Annotated in this window: 19 protein-coding genes; 9 read left to right on the top strand and 10 right to left on the bottom strand. The window is 47.5% G+C overall.

All coding sequences use genetic code 11. From position 1 onward, the window contains the following. Positions 1 to 17: 17 nt before the first annotated feature. From rpiB to NBH14_RS26665, 9 genes are all read right to left on the bottom strand, one after another. Positions 18 to 449 (bottom strand): ribose 5-phosphate isomerase B, encoded by a 432-nt coding sequence (gene rpiB / locus NBH14_RS26705; protein WP_186959189.1) that lies wholly within the window; start codon positions 447 to 449, stop codon positions 18 to 20. Between the two features lie 9 nt (positions 450 to 458). Next, positions 459 to 620 carry a hypothetical protein gene (locus tag NBH14_RS26700; protein ID WP_186959190.1) on the bottom strand — a complete coding sequence of 54 codons (162 nt, stop codon included), beginning with the start codon at positions 618 to 620 and terminating at the stop codon, positions 459 to 461. A 25-nt stretch (positions 621 to 645) separates the two neighbouring features. Then, a complete protein-coding gene (locus NBH14_RS26695; protein ID WP_186959191.1) occupies positions 646 to 2,673 on the bottom strand; it encodes a transketolase family protein in 2,028 nt (675 codons plus the stop codon). Positions 2,674 to 2,810: 137 nt separating this feature from the next. After that, the gene (locus tag NBH14_RS26690; RefSeq protein WP_186959192.1) at positions 2,811 to 3,503 is read right to left on the bottom strand and encodes an NUDIX hydrolase; all 693 of its coding nucleotides are present in this window, start codon (positions 3,501 to 3,503) and stop codon (positions 2,811 to 2,813) included. 26 nt (positions 3,504 to 3,529) lie between these two features. Continuing rightward, entirely contained in the window at positions 3,530 to 4,675 is a 1,146-nt protein-coding gene (gene galK / locus NBH14_RS26685; RefSeq protein ID WP_010802683.1) for a galactokinase, read from the bottom strand. Positions 4,676 to 4,764: 89 nt separating this feature from the next. Next, positions 4,765 to 6,021, bottom strand: a complete 1,257-nt coding sequence (locus NBH14_RS26680; RefSeq protein WP_186959193.1) for an MFS transporter — start codon at positions 6,019 to 6,021, stop codon at positions 4,765 to 4,767. Between the two features lie 46 nt (positions 6,022 to 6,067). Further along, positions 6,068 to 7,144 (bottom strand): aldose epimerase family protein, encoded by a 1,077-nt coding sequence (locus tag NBH14_RS26675; protein WP_186959194.1) that lies wholly within the window; start codon positions 7,142 to 7,144, stop codon positions 6,068 to 6,070. 200 nt (positions 7,145 to 7,344) lie between these two features. After that, positions 7,345 to 9,111, bottom strand: a complete 1,767-nt coding sequence (locus NBH14_RS26670) for an ABC transporter ATP-binding protein (RefSeq protein ID WP_186959195.1) — start codon at positions 9,109 to 9,111, stop codon at positions 7,345 to 7,347. A 3-nt stretch (positions 9,112 to 9,114) separates the two neighbouring features. Then, positions 9,115 to 10,839 (bottom strand): ABC transporter ATP-binding protein, encoded by a 1,725-nt coding sequence (locus NBH14_RS26665; protein ID WP_186959196.1) that lies wholly within the window; start codon positions 10,837 to 10,839, stop codon positions 9,115 to 9,117. Positions 10,840 to 11,050: 211 nt separating this feature from the next. Here NBH14_RS26665 and NBH14_RS26660 point away from each other — a divergent pair, with 211 nt between their 5' ends. The 3 genes from NBH14_RS26660 to NBH14_RS26650 are packed head-to-tail and all read left to right on the top strand — an operon-like array spanning position 11,051 to position 13,098. After that, on the top strand, positions 11,051 to 11,806 hold the full coding sequence (locus tag NBH14_RS26660; protein WP_128134268.1) for a hypothetical protein: 756 nt from the start codon (positions 11,051 to 11,053) through the stop codon (positions 11,804 to 11,806). Further along, the gene (locus NBH14_RS26655) at positions 11,781 to 12,158 is read left to right on the top strand and encodes a GtrA family protein (RefSeq protein ID WP_007658237.1); all 378 of its coding nucleotides are present in this window, start codon (positions 11,781 to 11,783) and stop codon (positions 12,156 to 12,158) included. Before NBH14_RS26660 ends, NBH14_RS26655 begins: the two co-directional genes overlap by 26 nt. A gap of 7 nt (positions 12,159 to 12,165) precedes the next feature. After that, entirely contained in the window at positions 12,166 to 13,098 is a 933-nt protein-coding gene (locus NBH14_RS26650; RefSeq protein ID WP_007658236.1) for a glycosyltransferase family 2 protein, read from the top strand. 79 nt (positions 13,099 to 13,177) lie between these two features. Here the strand turns inward: NBH14_RS26650 and msrA are convergent, their stop codons facing one another. Continuing rightward, complete coding sequence (gene msrA / locus NBH14_RS26645; RefSeq protein ID WP_122328587.1) at positions 13,178 to 13,684, bottom strand: peptide-methionine (S)-S-oxide reductase MsrA; 507 nt, start codon at positions 13,682 to 13,684, stop codon at positions 13,178 to 13,180. A gap of 63 nt (positions 13,685 to 13,747) precedes the next feature. Between msrA and NBH14_RS26640 the strand changes: the two genes are divergently transcribed. From NBH14_RS26640 to NBH14_RS26615, 6 genes are all read left to right on the top strand, one after another. Further along, a complete protein-coding gene (locus NBH14_RS26640) occupies positions 13,748 to 14,938 on the top strand; it encodes a uracil-xanthine permease family protein (protein ID WP_186959197.1) in 1,191 nt (396 codons plus the stop codon). A 139-nt stretch (positions 14,939 to 15,077) separates the two neighbouring features. Beyond that, positions 15,078 to 16,460 (top strand): polyamine ABC transporter ATP-binding protein, encoded by a 1,383-nt coding sequence (locus NBH14_RS26635; RefSeq protein WP_186959198.1) that lies wholly within the window; start codon positions 15,078 to 15,080, stop codon positions 16,458 to 16,460. A 38-nt stretch (positions 16,461 to 16,498) separates the two neighbouring features. Beyond that, positions 16,499 to 17,272, top strand: a complete 774-nt coding sequence (locus tag NBH14_RS26630) for an ABC transporter permease (RefSeq protein ID WP_186959264.1) — start codon at positions 16,499 to 16,501, stop codon at positions 17,270 to 17,272. Further along, complete coding sequence (locus NBH14_RS26625; RefSeq protein ID WP_186959199.1) at positions 17,269 to 18,060, top strand: ABC transporter permease; 792 nt, start codon at positions 17,269 to 17,271, stop codon at positions 18,058 to 18,060. The genes NBH14_RS26630 and NBH14_RS26625 overlap by 4 nt, the downstream gene beginning before the upstream one ends. A gap of 12 nt (positions 18,061 to 18,072) precedes the next feature. Next, on the top strand, positions 18,073 to 19,401 hold the full coding sequence (locus NBH14_RS26620; RefSeq protein WP_186959200.1) for an ABC transporter substrate-binding protein: 1,329 nt from the start codon (positions 18,073 to 18,075) through the stop codon (positions 19,399 to 19,401). A 15-nt stretch (positions 19,402 to 19,416) separates the two neighbouring features. Next, complete coding sequence (locus NBH14_RS26615) at positions 19,417 to 20,022, top strand: HAD family hydrolase (protein ID WP_046149747.1); 606 nt, start codon at positions 19,417 to 19,419, stop codon at positions 20,020 to 20,022. Positions 20,023 to 20,131 lie beyond the last annotated feature (109 nt).

The raw sequence follows: 20,131 nt of genomic DNA, 5'->3' as shown, positions 1-20,131 counted from the left end.
TGATAATCCCGTTGTTTTTACAACGGGATCTTGTCAATACGTCGTATGTGTCGACCTCCTTCGAACGGGGTGTTCAAAAAGGCCTCGACGGTGCGTTTAGCTTCCTCCTGACTGATAAACCGACCGGGCATGACAAGTATGTTGGCATCATTGTGTTCACGAGCCAGTCGTGCAATTTCTTCCTGCCAGCATAAAGCGGCCCGTATTCCCTGGTGTTTGTTCAGAGTCATTGCGATACCGTTTCCTGAGCCGCAGATAGCTATTCCGGGATATACTTCTCCGGCTTCTACTGCATAGGCCAATGGATGGGCGAAATCGGGATAATCGCAACTGTCTGCAGAGCAGGTCCCGAAATCTTTATAGGGTAGTCCTTTAGAATCCAGTATTTGTTTTACGTACTCCTTTAACTCGTAACCTGCATGGTCACAACATAAACCTAGTGTTTTCATCTTTATCTGTTAGAGGTAGACAAGTAACCCTATGGTTCCGCCGGATGCAACCATCTTGGTTCCCGTTGCAGCAACCGTAGAGGTTCCTGCCGATGCAACCGAGGCTTCGCTGTAGTAGGAACGCCGGGGTTCCGCCTTCGGGAACCGTCCGGTTCCTTCCGGTGCAACCATAGGGCTTACTTTATCTTATGTTTTCTTATGCTAATAGTTCTTTTACCTGATTGTATACATTCTGTCCTGTGAAGCCGAGTTTTTCGTCGAGCACCTTGTAAGGAGCGGAAAATCCGAATGATTCCAGACCCCAAACCTTGCCATTTGCTCCGACCAGACCTTCCAGGTTGACGGGCAGACCGGCAGTCAGACCGAATATCTTGCTTCCTGTCGGAATAACAGATTCCTGGTATTCCTTGTTCTGGTTGCGGAACAGCCCTTCAGACAGAACTGATACGATACGAACCTTCACGCCATCGGCACGAAGCAATGCTGCTCCTTCAACCAATGTAGCGACTTCCGAGCCGGAAGCGACCATGATAACGTCCGGGTTTTCATCGCTTTCTACAATATAGGCACCCTTTTCGGCCTGCAAGGCTTCGTCGTAACGGTTTCCTTTTGCGGGCAGGTCAGTAATGTTCTGACGGGAAAGAATCAAAGCGGTAGGAGTGGCTGTATTTTCCATTGCCATCTTCCATGCAACGGTCGTTTCAATGACATCGGCCGGACGGAGAACCAGCATAGAGTTGTGTCCTTTATGGTTCTTCAGTTTTTCCATCAGGCGGATCTGAGCTTCCTGTTCAACCGGTTCGTGAGTAGGTCCGTCTTCACCAACACGGAAGGCGTCGTGCGACCAGATGAACTTCACCGGTTGTTCCATCAAGGCTGCCATACGGATTGCCGGTTTCATATAATCAGAGAATACGAAGAAGGTACCGCAAGCCACGATCACACCGCCGTGCAGTGACATACCGATACATACACAAGCCATTGTCAGTTCGGAAACACCTGCCTGGAAGAAGGCACCGCTGAAGTCGCCTTTCACGAATGAATGTGTTTTCTTCAGGAAGCCGTCTGTCTTGTCCGAATTGGACAGGTCGGCGGATGAGCAGATCATATTTTCAACCTTTGTAGCCAGTACACCTAATACGGTAGCGGATGCGGCACGGGTTGCCTGGTTTGCTTTCTGTTCGATAGCTTCCCAATCCAATTTAGGAGCTTTTCCGGAGAACCAGAATTTCATCTTTTCTGCCAGTTCCGGGTTAGCTTTGGCCCATGCGTCTTTAGCGGCATAACGTTCAGCTACGATAGCTTCCAGTTCTTTGGCACGCTTTGCATAGAGTTCGGCAACTTCCGGGAATACGGAGAAGGGGTTCTGAGGATCACCTCCCAGGTTCTTGATTGTTTCTTCGATGGATGCACCGGCGGCAGACAGGGGTTGTCCATGAGTAGATACTTTGTTTTCGTAGTTACTCTTGTCGGCACCCATGGCACCTTTACCCATGATGGTACCACCGATGATCAGGGTAGGACGCTGGGTTTCGGCTTTCGCTTCGTCCAGAGCCTTGCGTATTTCATTTACATCGTTTCCGTTGATGCTGATCACTTTCCAACCCCATGCTTCATATTTCATAGCGACATTTTCAGCCGTTACTTCTTCTACGGTTGTAGAAAGCTGGATGTTGTTGGAGTCGTAAAACATGATCAGGTTATCCAGTCCCAGTGTTCCGGCAACACGACCGGCGCCTTGTGAGATTTCTTCCTGGATACCGCCATCGGAAATGTATGCGTAAATAGTCTGGTTCATTACATCACCCAGGCGGGCTTTCAGGAACTTGGCGGCGATAGCTGCACCTACAGCGTATGTATGGCCTTGTCCCAGCGGACCTGAGGTATTTTCGATTCCTCGCTTGATGTCAACTTCCGGATGGCCGGGAGTCGGGCTTCCCCACTGGCGGAACATAGACAGTTCTTCCATGGTGAATTTGCCTGTCAGGGCGAGGGCTGAATAAAGCATCGGCGACATATGTCCCGGGTCCTGGAAGTAGCGATCCCTGCCTTCCCATTCCGGGTTCTTAGGATCATAGACCAAATACTCTGAGAATAGTACATTGATAAAGTCTGCACCACCCATTGCACCACCCGGATGACCGGACTTAGCCTTTTCTACCATTGAGGCAGCCAGGACGCGGATATTGTCCGCTGCTCTGTTCATTACTTTAATATCGTTCATTTTGATGAATTAGTTTAATTTTTGCACAAAGATAGGGAATCTCTTCTTATAGACCGCTATATCATACAAACAATTCATTTTCTGTAAAGTTTCCTAACGTGCGATATTTCTCACAGAGAGCCGGATATGCAAGGAAGTTACAGGGAGAAATAGAATCCCTGATCCAGCAGATGGTCGTATTTCTCTTTGTTGAACATATAATAGAAAGCGCCTCTTTTAGAGCTCTTTTTATCTTTCTCGTCCAGTTTTTCCAGGATATCCATGGAGTTTAGCTTCTTGCGGAAATTACGTTTATCCAATGGAGTCTGATAAATTGCTTCATATAGACTTTGAAGCTGGGGGAGAGTGAATTTCTCCGGAAGAAGGTTGAAACCGATAGGACAGGTGGCTGCTTTTCTTTTCAGACGCGCCAATGTGTCGGTAACCATTTGGTTATGGTCGAAGATCAATTCGGGTATTTCACTGATTTTTACCCATTCGGCATTATGTTCTTTCAGCAGTTCCCGATTGAAGTCATTCATATTAACTAAGGAATAGTATGCTACGGAGATAACCCGTTCCCCGAGGTCGCGGGTAACATCTCCGTAGGCACCTACCTGTTCCATAAAAAGATTATCGATACCGGAGCATTCGGTAAGCACGCGGGATGCCGCTTCGTTTACGCTTTCGCCGGATTTGATAAAGCCGCCCATCAGAGACCATTGTCCTTTCAGAGGTTCAAAATTCCGCTTGTAAAGTAAAACATTGAGTTCACCACTGTTGAACCCGAGGATGATACAATCTACTGCAACGAAAAATTTGACTTCGTTCTGATAAAATGCGGCTGTCATGATTTTATGAATATTGAATTAATTTATTAAGCGAGTTTGCGTGCGCCGTCGCTGATTACTACTTCATATACTTTTGGTTCGTGTCCGAATTTCTTTGTATAAGATTCGAATGCTTCCTTAATGAAGGCATCGTGCAGTTCGTCTTTTACGAGGTTGATCGTGCAACCGCCGAAACCGCCACCCATGACACGTGAACCGGTTACGCCACATTTTTTGGCTACATCGTTCAGGAAGTCCAGTTCTTCGCAGCTTACTTCATACAGTTTGCTCATGCCGTGATGAGTTTCGTACATTTTCTGTCCGACTGTTTCGTAATCGCCTTTTTCCAGGGCTTCGCAAACGTCAAGTACGCGCTGTACTTCTTCGATCACATATTCAGCACGCATATAGTCTTCTGCGCTGATATCGCCTTTTACTTCATTCAGCATGCCCATTGTTGCGTCACGCAGGAATTCTACTTCCGGATGATTGCGACGGATAGCTGCTGCTGCATTTTCGCAAGACTGGCGGCGTTTGTTGTAAGCCGAAGAAGCCAGTTCGTGTTTAACTACAGAGTCCAGCAATACCAGTTTATAGCCAACCGGGTTGAATGGGAAATATTTATATTCCAGAGAACGGCAATCCAAACGGATCAGGCTTCCTTCTTTACCGAATACAGAAGCGAACTGGTCCATGATACCACAGTTAACACCACAATAGTTGTGTTCTGTAGACTGGCCGATCTTTGCTAATTCGAATTTGTCGATACCCAAAGAGAAGAGTTCATTCAAAGCGAAAGCATATGTGCTTTCCAAAGCTGCGGATGAAGACATACCGGCACCCAGAGGAACATCACCTGCAAATACGGTATCAAATCCCTGGATCTGGCCGCCACGTTTGATGATCTCACGGCATACACCGAAAATGTATCTTGCCCAGCTTGCTTTTGGAGCATCTTCTTCGTTCAGACCGAATTCTGCATAATCGTTCAGGTCGATAGAGAATGCACGAACTTTGCCGGTTCCGTTCGGTTTGATCTCTGCGATCATCCCTTTGTCGATAGCTCCCGGGAATACGAAACCGCCATTGTAGTCTGTGTGTTCGCCGATCAGGTTGATACGGCCCGGAGAAGCAAATACAGCACCTTCTGTGTTGAATAACTCTTGAAATTTATCTCTGATTTTTTTCTGCATGATATTATTTCTTTTAAAGGTTATAAATGAAGAAATTATCCGGTTACGAATAAAACCGGATAATTTCATGAATAGACATATTATTTATTTTATTCTGATTTCTTCGATGGTTTAGAACCGATAGCAGCGTAGAATAAAATGTAAGCAGCACTAAAGAGTACAACCCAGTAGCTGGTCATGTAATCAGTCATATCGGCAACCCAACCCTGGATGGCAACCATTACAGCGCAACCGAATACCATTGTCATAAAGATACCGCTGGCGATAGCTGTGTATTTTCCTAATCCTTCGACAGCCATGTTGAATATACCACCCCACATTACGCTGGTGCAGAGACCTACGAGAAGGAATGCCAGAATACCAACGGGAACTTCCTGCCAGATCAGACTTAATGAAGCCCAGTCTACACCGGGAACTTCTACTGTATTTGTCTCAGGTGAGAACATTCCGAAGCTGACCAACAGAAGAGTTGCGATCGATACGGTAGTGATCATCGTGCGGCTGGAAACCTTACCACCGATACTTGCTCCCACGAAGCGTCCGATAAGCATCATTAGCCAGTAAACAGCTACGATAAGACCAACGGTGCTGGCAGGTATGCCTTTCGCAGTAAGATATTGAAGAATATAAGTCGGAGTTCCAACTTCAACGCTCATGTAAAGGAAGATAGCGAGTGCTCCCAGTGCAAAATGGCGATGGCTTAAAGCGCCTTTGATCAAGCTTGTGTCGACAGGAGCCTGTTCAGGTTCTTCAATTTTTGTGAATGTGATAACTACGAATGCGATAACGAAAATAGCAAGAGCGATCATCAATGCCGGTGTTGCGTCGGCAATATGTGCTTTGGCTGCATCACCGATAAGAGCTCCCATCAGGATGTAGCAGGCAACAGCAGCAGTACTGTTGAATACACCGCCGAGCTGGATAAGCTGGTTACCCTTGTTACCACCGCCACCGAGCAGGTTAAGCATCGGATTAACCACACAGTTAAGAATACACATAGTGAAACCGCTGATAAATGCTCCGACCAGGTAAACCAGGAAAGCACTATCTTTGCCTACATGACCACTCAGCCATTGAACTAAAATACCTATGACACCTACGGCAAGACCGATAAGAGCTGTTTTCTTGTAGCCGTATTTGGCGATAAGCATACCGGCAGGGATACCCATTACCAGATAGGCAATGAAGTTACCATAGTTTCCAATTTGAGCAAGAACATTACTTGCTCCAAAGTCGTTCTTTACGATAATAGCCATTGGTGAACAAAGGTTAGTCACGAATGCAATCATTGCAAAAAGTGCAATCATAATGATGATGGCACCCCATTGTTTTTTTTCTTGAGTCATTGATTGATCTTTTTTATTGTTATTGATATATTAATTTTGTTATTTGTTATTCGGCTGAGAATTTATAGATAGTCTTGCTTTCGAAAACTTCTCCCGGACGAAGTACGGTCGACGGATATTCCGGTTTGTTCGGACTGTCGGGGAAATGTTGTGTTTCCAGGCATAAGGCTGCTCTTGCCGGATAGCGTTGTCCGTTCTTTCCTTCGAAATTGCCGGTCATCCAGTTACCTGTATATAATTGTACGCCCGGTTGAGTAGTATATGTTTCCATGATGATACCGGTCTTGGGGGATTGGCAACGGGCACAGAAACCCAGTTCGCCTTCTTCCTTATTTAATATATAGGTATGGTCATAGCCTCTTGCCCAGGTCAATTGGTCGGTCGGTTCGTCGATGCGGGCACCTACCAGATAAGGAGTGCGGAAGTCCATCGGCGTACCTTCTACTTTTTCAGGGGCACCGTAAGGAATGGCAGTTTCATCCGTAGGCAGATAATAGTCTGCATTGATAGTTAACGTATGGTCCGCAACTGACGGGTCGCCGGCTCCTGACAGGTTGAAGTAGGAGTGGTTGGTCAGATTTAATACGGTAGGTTTGTCTGTTACGGCCTGATACATGATCACGACTTCGTTGTCATCGGTCAGGTGATAAGTGACAGTAGTTTGTAGTGTGCCGGGGAAACCTTCTTCGCCGTCGGCTGAGGTATATTTCAGTTCTACGGTCTGGTCGTCGGTTTGATTAGCGTCCCACACAACGGAATTGAAACCTTTCAGTCCTCCGTGGAGGCTGTTGGGGCCGTTGTTGATAGCCAGCTTATCGTATACAACACCATCCAGTGTAAATGTTCCTTTGGCAATACGGTTACCGTAACGGCCGCAGATTGCTCCGAAGTAAGGTTCTTCAGAGACCAGATAATCATCGAGGGAATTATGTCCGGTAACTACATCGGTTAACTTGCCGGACCGATCCGGTACCATAAGCGATACAATTTTTGCACCGTAGTTGGTAATGGTAAGTTCTGCACCTTTTTTATTGGTCAGGATACATAGCATCGTCTCCTTCCCGTCTATTTGCTTGCTGAAATTTGCAACAGCCAAGCCAGACAGTGTATTCTTGTTCTTCATGTATGTAATGTTATCAAAATTGCGTGTAAAATTAGCCTACTTCTTTGTAAGTAGGATGCGCGAAAAGATGTTATAGAGCATAAAGTGGCTTTTTGTCTGCCAAAAGAGTGTATTATCCACCTTTTTGGAAGCGGAGAATACGTTTTGCAATCCCAGTCAGGTTGTCCTTGTTGTATCATTTCCTGCTGAGAGGTTTGTACTTATTCGAACTGCTCCTGGTTGAGGGAGTAATATTTCCCTTTCAGTACCAGTAATTCCTGATGGCTGCCTTGTTCGATAATCTTTCCATGTTCGAGGACGAGGATAAGGTCGGCGTTTCTCACTGTCGAGAGACGGTGGGCGATGATGAGGCTCGTTCGTCCCTGCATCAGTTGGTCGAGACCTTTCTGGATAAGGATTTCGCTGCGGGTGTCGATATTGCTGGTCGCTTCATCCAGTAGCAGGATGGGAGGGTCGGCAATGGCGGCACGGGCGATATTGAGTAATTGGCGCTGTCCCTGGCTCAGGTTGGCACCGTCGTTTTCAAGGAGCGTGTCATAACTTTTGGGGAGGCGCTTGATAAAGGAATGGGCAGCCGTTAGTTTGGCGGCGGCAATGACTTCCTCGTCGGTCGCATCGAGACGGCCGAAACGGATATTTTCGCGTACGGTTCCGGTGAAGAGATGCGTATCCTGGAGGACGATTGCCATGGATTGACGCAGGTTGTTTCGTTTGATCCGGCGGATGGGATGACCGTCTATCGTGATTTCTCCCGACTGGATATCGAAGAAGCGGGGAAGCATGTTCAGGATAGTTGTCTTTCCGGCTCCCGTGGCACCGACCAGGGCAATTTTGCAACCGGCTTTTGCATGCAGGGAGATTCCTTTCAGAATCGTTTTCTCCGGTTTGTATCCGAAATAAACGTCTTTCATGGCTACGTCGCCTTGTACATTCTCTAATGCGATTGCGTTGGAAGCATCCGGTGTTTCGGGTGTTTCGTCTATGACCTCAAAGATACGTTCGGCACCGGCAATAGCAGCCTGGATACTGTTGTAGAGGCTGGCGAGTTCGTTGATCGGACGTCCGAACTGGCGGGAATATTGCAGGAAGGCGGCCAGTCCGCCGACATCGAATCCGCGGAAGATGGCGAGCAGGGCGCCGACGATGGTGATAAATACATAATTCAGCGTATTCAGGTTCTGCATGACGGGCATCATCAATCCGGAGTAGAACTGGGCCTTTTGCGACTTCTCTTTCAGATCGCTGTTCTGCACTTCAAAGTCGGCATTTACTTTCTTTTCATGGCCGAATACTTTGACAACCTTTTGTCCGCTTATCATTTCTTCGATATAACCGTTCAGCGTACCGATGGATTCCTGCTGTGCTTTGAAATATTTGCGGCTTTGTTTTACTATTTCTTTTGCGCTGAGGAACATCAGCGGGACAGTAATCAGGGTTACAAGCGTCAGGACCGGACTGATATAAAGCATCAGACAGAAGATACCAATCAGCGTCAGAGCGCTGGAGAGCATATCGGAGAGGCTGTCGGTCAAAGCGTCGCTGATCTTGTCGATATCATTCGTGTAACGGCTCATCAGGTCGCCATGCTGATGGGTATCGAAATATTTGACCGGCAGGTGTTCCATCTTCTCAAAAAGGTCGGAACGCATCCGGGTGACTGTTCGCTGGCCGATCTTGTTCAATAATATATATTGGATATACACGGCTGCGACCCCTGTCAGATACACGACGGCCAGCATAATCAATATCCGTATCAATCCGTGGAAATCTCCCGGAATGATATAGTCGTTGATGATGGGACGCAACATATAAGAGCCCAGCAGGTTGGCTATGATGCTGACAATAATCAGGAAGCCAATCACGAACAACAAGCGCCGGTCGCATGACAGGTACGATATCAGCCGGCAGAAGGTTTTCCGTCCTTCTTTGGGTTTTGCATTATCTTTCAAGTGATCTCCGTGTGCCATAACTTAAAACAATACTTGTTGTGAATGATAGATTTCCTGATAGACGGTCGAGCTCTTGATTAGTTCGTCCGGTGTTCCGATAGCGTTGATCTCGCCGTCTTCCAACACGATGACACGGTCGGCAGACTGCATGGTGTTGATTCGCTGGGTGATGATAAATACGGTTGTATCGTGCAACATGGCATTCAGGTTGTTCCGTATTTTCAGTTCCGTTTCGGTATCGACGGCACTGGTGCTATCGTCCAGGATAAGGATTTTCGGTTTACGGAGCAAGGCACGGGCAATGCAGATACGTTGTTTCTGGCCGCCGGAGACATTGATACCTCCGCGTCCCAGCAACGTGTTGTAACCCTCGGTGAAGGAGCTGATGAAATCGTGTGCTTCGGCGGCACGGGCGGCTTCCTCGATTTCTTCCATCGAAGCGTCCGGCTTTCCCCATCTCAGGTTGTCGATAATGGTACCGGTAAACAGTTCGTTCTTTTGCAGAACCATGCCGATGCGGGCATGCAGTTCATCCAGGTTATAGTTTTTTACCGGGATGCCGTCGATTCGTATTTCTCCCGAAGTGGCGTCGTATAAACGCGGTATCAGTTGTACCAGGGAGCTTTTGGCAGAACCGGTGGCACCGACCAGCGCAATTGTTTCGCCCGGGTTGGCCCGGAAACTGATATGTTGCAAGACATCGTTCTCCCCGCCGGTGTAGCGGAAACTGACATTATCGAAAGTCACTTCTCCTTTCTCTATCCGGTATTTATCCTGCAAACCTTCTTGTGTGTTGGTCAAAGAAGGTTTCGTATCCAGTACTTCCAGAATACGTTTGGAAGAGGCGGAGGCCCGGGCATACGACATAATAATCATGGAAAGCATCATCAGTGACATCAAAACTTGTGCCAGATAATTGACGAACGAAATCAGTTCGCCGACCTTCAACTCGCCGTACATCACTTTTTGTCCGCCCAGCCACAGGATAGCCAGGATAGATAAGTTCATAACCAGCTGCATGACCGGAAATATGGAAACGACAATATTGGATGCCCGGATAACCATATCGCGTAACTCTTCGCTACTTCTGGTAAATTTCTTTGTCTCGAAATCTTCCCGGACGAACGATTTGACTACACGGATATTAATAAGATTCTCCCTGACCACTCCGTTCAGTTGGTCCACTTTCTGCTGTACTTTCAGGAAATAAGGAAACCCTTTGCTGAGTATCAGGTAAACGCTTCCGCCCAGAATGGGGATGGCGGCTATCAGTACAACAGCCAGCTCCCGGTTAATCCTGACAACGAAAAAGACAGCCATCGCCAGCATAAGGGGAGAACGGAGCAGAAGCCGCATAGACATCAGCACAATTTGCTGTATGCGGGAAATATCGCTTGTCAACCGTGTCACCAGCGAAGCCGAACTGAATTTATCTATATCGAAAAAGGACAGTTGTTGTATCTTGTCGAAAAGCCTGGTCCGCAAGTCGGTTCCGAAGCCGATACCGATGCGGGAAGACACATATACATTAATAATGTTAACGAATAATCCCGCCAACGAAATCAAAATCATAAAGGTTCCGACCCGTGTAATAACCGAAAGGTCACGAGGCATAACCCCGTTGTCGATAATCTCAGCCATAAACATCGGCTGAACGGTTTCACACAGTACAGTTATCAGTACAAGCAGCGGACTGACTGCCAGTCCTCCTTTATATCGTTTGAGTATTTGCCAATATTTCTCCATGTTGTTCTACAAAGATAGAACATAATTTAGAAAAGATATGTTTTCGCAATCAGATCCGTATGATTTGAATGAATTTCGGGAGTAAAAGGTAAATAAAAATGCCATTTATCCCCGTTTTTATGCTCTAATGCCAAAAATATCGGGAAAAAGCTTTACTTTTGTCTTAGTTTCTTGTTTATTGGGTATAGTATATAACTAAAAAAACAGGTCTATGAAAGAAGAAGGTGATGTATTCAAGAAGTTCCGTGACTCTTTTAGCAAGATGGACGGACATTTCCATATATTAGAACAGCGCGTTCCGGTTGAACTTCAGATGGAATATTTCAAGTATTCCGAACAGGTTCGTAAAGAAAGGGCAAAACCGGATTTAAACGATATGGATTATATAGCCTTCCGCGAAAGTCTGTCTAATCCGGAGTCGACAACCGATTATAAGAAATATATTTTATCCATGCTGGCAACTTCCCGCGAGGTGAAAGCTTACCGGATGCTGGAAGATTATGTGCAGCACCCGGACGAAGATGTGAGCAACTGGGCTTATATGGCTTTGATGGAAAGCCGCATCTCTTTGGAGTCGGAGTTGTCGGATGAGAAACAAATATATATTTCGACAGGGCTGGGAGGCAAAGGTGAGAAATTGCGCTTTTACGTATTGATGTTATCCAGGGATCGTAAACCTTTCCAGGAGTATCAGCGTAAAGTCATAGAACGTGAGTTCGCTTATTTCCTGCCGAAGGCCGACTGCGAGATAGAGCGCCTGACGATCGGTGAGCAATATGTGGAACTGGTGTTTTTGATACCGGTACGTGCAGACATCAAGTTAACCCTTGACAAGGTTATCAATGAATGTAACCAATACGGCGATTTCCTTTCAGACATCTTTACAATAACAAATGTAAAGGAACTGACACAGCAGGAAGTCACTGATATTATAAATAAGAATGGAAACAGTAAAACAAGCCATTAAGTATGGTATAGTGGGAGTGGGGAACACCGTTATAACAGCTGTCGTTATTTGGATAATGATGAAGCTGCTCGGTTGTTCGGATATTGTATCGAATATAGTCGGTTATGCGGCGGGGGTACTGAACAGTTTTATCTGGAACAAGCAATGGACGTTCCATAGCGATGCGGGCTGGATGAGCAGTGCCGTCCGTTTTGGTGTTGTGTTCGGTATCTGTTACCTGATGCAACTGGGTTTGCTGATGTATCTGAATGCCAACCTGTCGATCGATCCTTATTATAACCAGTTGCTGGCTATGGCTTTTTATACGGTTATTAATTTCGTAATGAATAAATTTTATACATTCAAGTCATAAAAAGCAGATGAAGAAGCTTGCAGTTATAGTGCCGTGTTACAACGAGGAGTTGGTTATATCCGAATCATACCGTCGTACAAAGGAAGCATTGCAGTCGGTGCCTATTGCTACTGAGATTATTTATATTAACGATGGAAGCCGGGATAAAACCCGGGAATTACTGGATGGTATAGCTGCCTCTGATCCACAGGTAAAGGTAATCCATTTTTCAAGAAACTTCGGACATCAGCCGGCCGTAACGGCAGGTATCAATAACTGTGACGCTGATCTGGCCGTCATACTCGATGCCGATATGCAGGACCCTCCCGAACTGATTCCCGGTATATTGGAATTGCAGGAAAAAGAGCATGCAAACGTAGTCTATTGCGTACGAAAATCAAGAGAAGGGGAAAGCTTTTTCAAAAAAATTACCTCAAAAGCATTTTACCGTTTGCTTAATTATATGAGTGACGTCAGCTTTCCGTTGGATACCGGTGACTTCCGTATGATCGACCGGAAAATTATGGATCAATTCGACCGTTTTCAGGAACGGGGTAAATATATCAGGGGATTGATAAGCTGGCTCGGTTATAAGCAGGTGCCGTTTTATTATGAGCGGGAAGCCCGGATTGCCGGTGAAACGAAATATCCTTTCAGCAAAATGTGGAAATTTGCTTCGACGGCCATGTTGTATTTCTCTAAAAAGCCGCTTCGGTTGGCAACAAGTTTGGGATTTATAGCTGTGGTGGTCGGTATTGTTTTGGCCGCCTGGTTTACACTGGGAAAAATCTACGGGTTCAGTAATGCCGAAAGCGGTTGGACTTCCATTATGACATCTGTTATTTTCTTTGGCGGTGTTCAGTTGTTGACGGTGGGTGTCTTAGGACAATATGTAGGGATTCTGTTCGATGAAATCAAAGCGCGTCCCGAATATATTATTGACGATAAGAAAAACTTCTGATAGTATATTTTTAGTTTCTTCCGGATGAAACAGTTGTTTCTCCCGGAAGAAATTTTAGTTTCCCTAGGATGAAACAAAATCAATCATTGAATATCTTCCGATAAATATGGCAATAAGGAGTTTCTCCCTTCTTGTCGTAATAATGTTGGTGATAGTCTTCTCCTATCCAGAATTTCTCGGCGGGTTCCAATGCTGTAGCTACTTTAAATCCCATTCCGAATAATTTACCGATATATCTTTCCGCGATCTCCTTTTGTTCTTCATTGCAATAGAAGATAACGGAGCGGTATTGGCTGCCTATGTCCGGACCTTGTCCGCCTACCTGTGTGAAATCATGTGTTTCGAAGTAAAGACGCAGCAATTGTTCGAAGCTGGTTTGTGAAGGATCAAAGATGACTTCAACGGTTTCTACATGGCCGGTTGTCCCTGTTTTAACTTCCGGATAGGACGGATTATTTGCTGTTCCGCCCATGTAGCCGACATGCGTATATTCTACGCCTTTTACTTTTTCCAGGTGATATTGGGTTCCCCAAAAACAGCCGGATGCAAAATAGGCTGTTTCTTTATGAAAGCTATTCTGTGTCATATTCTTATTCAGCGTTTGAATTATTCTATTTATATTTGTGCAAATATAATCTTTTATTTCGCAATGGACAGCAAAAAATCACTGAGCCCCGCTCAAAAAACAATAGTGGGCGTTCAATTTCTCTTTGTAGCCTTTGGTGCAACAGTATTAGTGCCTTTATTGGTCGGTCTTGATCCTTCGACAGCCCTTTTTACTGCCGGGCTGGGTACATTGATCTTTCATCTGGTTACAAAAGGAAAAGTTCCTATTTTCCTGGGAAGTAGTTTTGCTTTCGTTGCTCCCATCATTAAAGCGACGGAATTATATGGTTTGCCGGGTACGATGTCCGGTCTGGTTGCCGTAGGTGCTGTCTACGGACTGATGAGCGCATTGATAAAATGGCGTGGCATCGGTTTTATTAAAACGCTTTTCCCTCCGGTCGTGATCGGGCCGGTTATTATACTGATTGGTTTGTCGCTTGCCGGTTCCGGTGTGAATATGGCGAAAGAGAACTGGCCGCTGGCCCTGATCGCTTTGCTGACGGCTATTCTGGCATCCTTGCTCGGGAAGGGGATGATCAAGCTGATCCCTATCTTTTGTGGGATAGTTGTGGGGTATATTGCCGGGGCAGTCTTTGGGATGATTGATTTTGAACCGATTGTTGCCGCTCCCTGGTTTGCGTTTCCCCAGTTCGTTAAACCGGAATTATCCTGGGGAGCTGTGATTTTTATGATTCCGGTTACCATAGCCCCGATCATTGAACATATCGGCGATGTGTATGCTATCAATGAAGTGACCGGTAAAGATTTCGTGAAAGATCCGGGTTTGCACCGTACTATGTTGGGGGATGGCCTGGCATGTGTTGCTGCCGGCCTGATCGGAGGACCTCCTGTAACGACTTATTCCGAAGTGACTGGCGCTATCTCGCTGACAAAGATCACGGACCCTACCGTTATCCGTATTGCTGCGGTGACAGGTATTGTCTTTTCTGTCTTTGGGAAGATCAGTGCTTTTCTGAAATCGATTCCGCCGGCAGTGTTGGGCGGAATAATGTTGTTATTGTTCGGTACGATTGCGGCTGTCGGTATAAACAGCCTGATACAAAACCGGACGAATCTGGGCGATACACGCAACCTGATTATTGTTTCGCTGATCCTTACCTTCGGCATAGGTGGCGCAGCAATTGAATTTGGCGGCTTTACAATGGCCGGTATCGGGTTGTCCGCATTGTTGGGAGTTTTACTGAATCTGTTGTTACCCAAGGGAAATAAATAAAGTTCGGCAACGTTCTTTTATATATCCATCTCTTAACGGTTCAGACGTTTTGAAAGTCCCTTAAAATGTATACCTTTGTGCCGCTTTTTATAAATGGGAGCGATTATATGTTTAACTTGTAAGGAAAAGGGATAAATCTATGCAAAAGTCCGACTGCATTATCAGTGTAGAACATGTATCCAAGTTCTTTGGGGACAAGGCTGTGCTGAATGATGTAAATTTGTTTGTCCGCAAGGGCGAGTTTGTTACTATTTTGGGACCTTCCGGTTGTGGTAAGACCACATTGTTACGTCTGATAGCCGGATTTCAGACCGCTTCGGAAGGGGAGATCTCCATTGCAGGAAAGGAGATTACACAAACACCGCCACACAAAAGGCCGGTCAATACGGTGTTTCAGAAATATGCATTGTTCCCGCACCTGAATGTTTTCAATAATATCGCTTTCGGCCTGAAATTAAAGAAATTGCCTTCCGCCGTGATCGAAAAGAAGGTAAAGCAGGCTTTGAAGATGGTCGGTATGACCGATTACGAATACCGTGATGTCGATTCCCTTTCCGGCGGACAACAGCAGCGTGTTGCCATTGCCCGGGCCATTGTGAATGAACCGGAAGTGTTATTACTCGACGAACCGTTGGCTGCACTTGACCTGAAGATGCGTAAAGATATGCAGATGGAATTGAAGGAAATGCACAAATCCCTCGGTATCACCTTCGTCTACGTGACCCACGACCAGGAAGAAGCACTGACCCTGAGCGATACCATCGTTGTGATGAGCGAAGGCCGCATCCAGCAGATCGGAACCCCCATCGATATATATAATGAACCCATCAATTCGTTCGTCGCCGACTTCATCGGTGAGAGCAATATCCTGAACGGACTGATGATCAAAGATAAACAAGTCTCCTTTGCCGGACACGACTTCGAGTGCGTGGACGAAGGCTTCGGCGAACAAGCCCCGGTGGATGTGGTGATCCGCCCCGAAGACATTTATATATTCGAACCCTCGGAAGCAGCCATGCTGACGGGTACGGTCACTTCCTCCATCTTCAAAGGCGTGCATTACGAAATGATGGTGCAGACCCCCGAAGGCTATGAGTTCATGGTGCAGGATTACCACAGCTTTGATGCAGGCAGGGAAGTCGGCCTTCTGGTGAAGCCCTTCGATATCCACGTCATGAAGAAAGAGCGCGTATGCAACACATTTGAAGGCAAGCTGATCGACCCGACCCACGTTGAATTCCTGGGCAATACTTTCGAATGCACGGAAGTATCCGGTATCGACCCCGACACCCCTGTCAAGGTGGAAGTCGATTTCCGTCACGTCATCCTCGAAGACAACGAAGAAGACGGCAAACTGACCGGAGAAGTGAAATTTATCCTCTATAAAGGCAACCATTATCATCTGACCGTGTTTACAGACTGGGACGAAGATATCTTTGTCGATACGACAGACGTCTGGGACGACGGCGACCGCGTCGGCATCCGGATTGCCCCCGAGAACATTCGTATTATTCATAACTAAAAGGAAGGGAAGTGATAAATAACATCTCAGCATTCTTTATGCGTCGCAGGAACTGGACGATCCCTTACGCATTATTTCTGGCAGTATTCGTAGTCATGCCGTTGCTCCTGATCGTCCTGTATGCCTTTACAGATGCCGAAGGCGCATTTACATTCGCCAATTTCCGCAAGTTCATGATGCATCCCGAAGCGTTGAACACCTTCGTCTATTCCATCGGGATTGCTATTATCACCACGCTGGTGTGCCTGATATTGGGTTATCCGGCCGCCTACATACTGAGTCAGGCACGTTTCAACACTTCCCGTACGATGGTCGTGTTGTTTATTCTCCCGATGTGGGTGAATATCCTGATCCGTACGTTGGCAACGGTCGCCCTGTTCGACTTCCTGAACCTGCCGTTGGGAGAGGGGGCGTTGATATTCGGTATGGTGTATAACTTCCTGCCTTTCATGATCTATCCCATCTATAATACCTTGCAGAAGATGGATCGCAGCCTGATTGAAGCCGCCCAGGATCTGGGAGCCAATCCCTTTCAGGTCTTTATAAAAACAATCTTTCCTTTGTCTATGCCCGGTGTGATGAGCGGTATCGTGATGGTGTTTATGCCGACCGTATCGACCTTCGCCATCGCCGAGTTGCTGACAATGAACAATATCAAGCTGTTCGGTTCGACCGTGCAGGAAAGCATCAATAACGGAATGTGGAACTATGGAGCTGCCCTGTCTCTTATCATGCTGCTGCTGATCGGAGTCACCATCCTGTTTACCAACGAGGAAGACAGCGCCTCAAATGAAGGGGGAGGTGTGATATGATGACGAAGATACTGGCTAAAACTTATCTCTGGCTACTTCTTTTCCTGCTTTATTCCCCGATCCTGATCATTATGATCTTCTCTTTTACCGAGGCGAAAGTACTGGGTAACTGGACGGGATTTTCAACAAAACTATATAGTTCGTTGTTTACCGGAGGTGTGCAACGTTCGCTGGTAGGGGCTTTGTGGAATACATTCGCCATTGCCATGCTGGCCGCATCCATCTCTACGATATTAGGCAGCATCGCGGCCATCGGCATCTTCAACCTGCGGACACGTCCGCGTCAGGTTATGAATTTCGGGAATGCCATACCGATGATGAATGCGGATATCATAACCGGGGTTTCCCTCTTCCTGCTGTTCGTCAGCTTCGGTGTTTCGCAGGGCTTTACGACGGTTGTGCTGGCGCATATCACTTTCTGTACCCCCTATGTGGTATTGAGCGTGATGCCCCGTTTGAAGAAGATGAACCAGAATGTGTACGAAGCGGCACTCGACCTGGGGGCGACCCCGTTCCAGGCTTTACGCAAAGTGATCCTGCCCGAGATACGTCCGGGAATGATCAGCGGCTTTATCCTGGCGTTCACCCTTTCGATCGACGACTTTGCCGTTACGATCTTTACCATTGGTAACGAAGGACTGGAAACACTTTCCACCTTCATCTATGCGGATGCCCGCAAGGGAGGTCTTACACCCGAACTGCGCCCGCTGTCGACCATTATCTTCATCACCGTACTGGTGCTCCTGATCGTGATTAACAAGCGTGCCGAAAAATCCGCTGCAAAGTAATAGAATAGAAGAATGAATAGACTGATTAAAATAGTATGTGTACTGGCCGCCTGCCTGGGAATGCTCTCTTCCTGTGCACGCACGGACAAGGAACGCAGCAAGATATTGAAGATATACAACTGGGCCGACTATATCGACGAAGGAATACTCGACGAGTTCCCCGTCTGGTATAAGGAGCAGACCGGCGAAGACATCCGTATCATCTACCAGGTATTCGACATCAACGAGATCATGCTCACCAAGATCGAGCGCGGCCACGAAGATTTCGACCTGATATGCCCTTCCGAATACATCATCGAGCGTATGCTGAAGAAGAAGCTGCTGCTCCCCATCGACCGCAACTTCGGCAAGACACCGGATTACCTCGACAACATATCCCCCTATATCCGCGAGCAGCTCAACAAACTGAGCCAGCCCGGCATGGAGACGACCGACTACGTAGTCCCTTACATGTGGGGAACAGCCGGCCTGCTCTACAACAAGCAATTTGTCACACAGGACGAAGTAATGACCTGGGATTGCCTCTGGAACCCCCGTTACAAGAACAAGATCCTGATGAAAGACAGCTACCGCGACGCCTACGGCACAGCCATCATCTACGCCCATGCCAAAGAACTGGCCGACGGCACCGTCACGGTCGAACAGCTGATGAACGACAACTCCCCCGAAGCCATCGCCATCGCCGAGGACTACCTGAAACGCATGAAGCCCAACATCGCCGGATGGGAAGCCGATTTCGGAAAGGAGATGATGACCAAGAACAAGGCATGGCTCAACCTCACCTGGAGCGGCGACGCCGTCTGGGCCATAGAAGAAGCCGAAGCGGTAGGCGTGGAGCTGGGCTATGAAGTCCCCCGCGAAGGCAGCAACATCTGGTACGACGGCTGGGCAATCCCCAAATACGCCCGCAATGTAAAGGCGGCGAGCTATTTCCTCGACTACCTCTGCCGTCCGGACATCGCCCTGCGCAATATGGATGCCAACGGCTATGTAAGCGCCGTTGCCACCCCCGAGATACTGGAAGCGAAAATCGACACGACGATCGAAGAATACTCCAACCTGAGCTACTTCTTCGGCCCCGGCAACGACAGCATCCGGATCGACCGGGTGCAATACCCCGACCGGAAGGTCGTGGAACGATGCGCCATGATCCGCGACTTCGGGGATGAAACCGAGCTCGTACTTGAAATGTGGAGCCGTGTGAAAGGCGACAACCTCAACACCGGCATTGTCTTATTGATCTTTGCGGTATTCGGCCTGCTCTTTGTCTGGGTAGTCTACCGCAGGATACGCGATTATAAACAAAAACAGCGTCACCGCCGCCGGCGTCGTCGCTGGTAATTATTACCTGTGAGTATGGAAGGAATTAAGAACCTGATTATAGATTTCGGAGGGGTGATCATCAACCTGACCCGTAACCGTTGTGTGGAAGCATTCGAGAACTTCGGCGTGCCCGACGTGCGCGACCGGATATTGAACAGCAAAGACCTCTTTATGCAGATAGAGATGGGAACCATCACCTCCGCCGAGTTCCGCGACGGCATCCGCCATCTGACCCGGCAGCACCTGACCGACCAGCAGATCGATGCCGCCTGGATCGCCATGCTCGACGACGTGCCGGCCTACAAGCTCGATCTCCTGATGGAGCTACGTTCCAAATACAACACCATGCTGCTCAGCAACACCAACGAGATCCATTGGCTCTGGGCGGAAAAGAACAGCTTCGCCCACAACGGGCACCAGGCCGGCGACTTCTTCAACAAGATATACCTCTCGTACGAGCTCAACATGGTGAAGCCCAACGCTGATATCTTCGAATACGTCTTGCAGGACGCCGCCATCGACCCCGCCGAAACGCTCTTCATCGACGATGCCATCCCCAACTGCCGCACCGCCGAAGCACTGGGTATCCGCACCTACGCCCCCCAGCCCCGCGAAGACTGGTCGCATCTTTTCCGCTAACTTTGAAGTGGTGAACTGGACGGAAAACTCTGAAACGATTGATCTGCCGACTGGCTGAATAGTAGGATGGGATGGCTTTTTTGCACCGGAGTCCATGAAGAACTATGTT

The sequence above is a fragment of the Parabacteroides caecihominis genome (assembly GCF_023656785.1).
Classification (GTDB): Bacteria; Bacteroidota; Bacteroidia; order Bacteroidales; family Tannerellaceae; genus Parabacteroides; species Parabacteroides segnis.
This window is presented reverse-complemented; position numbering and strand designations above follow the sequence as displayed.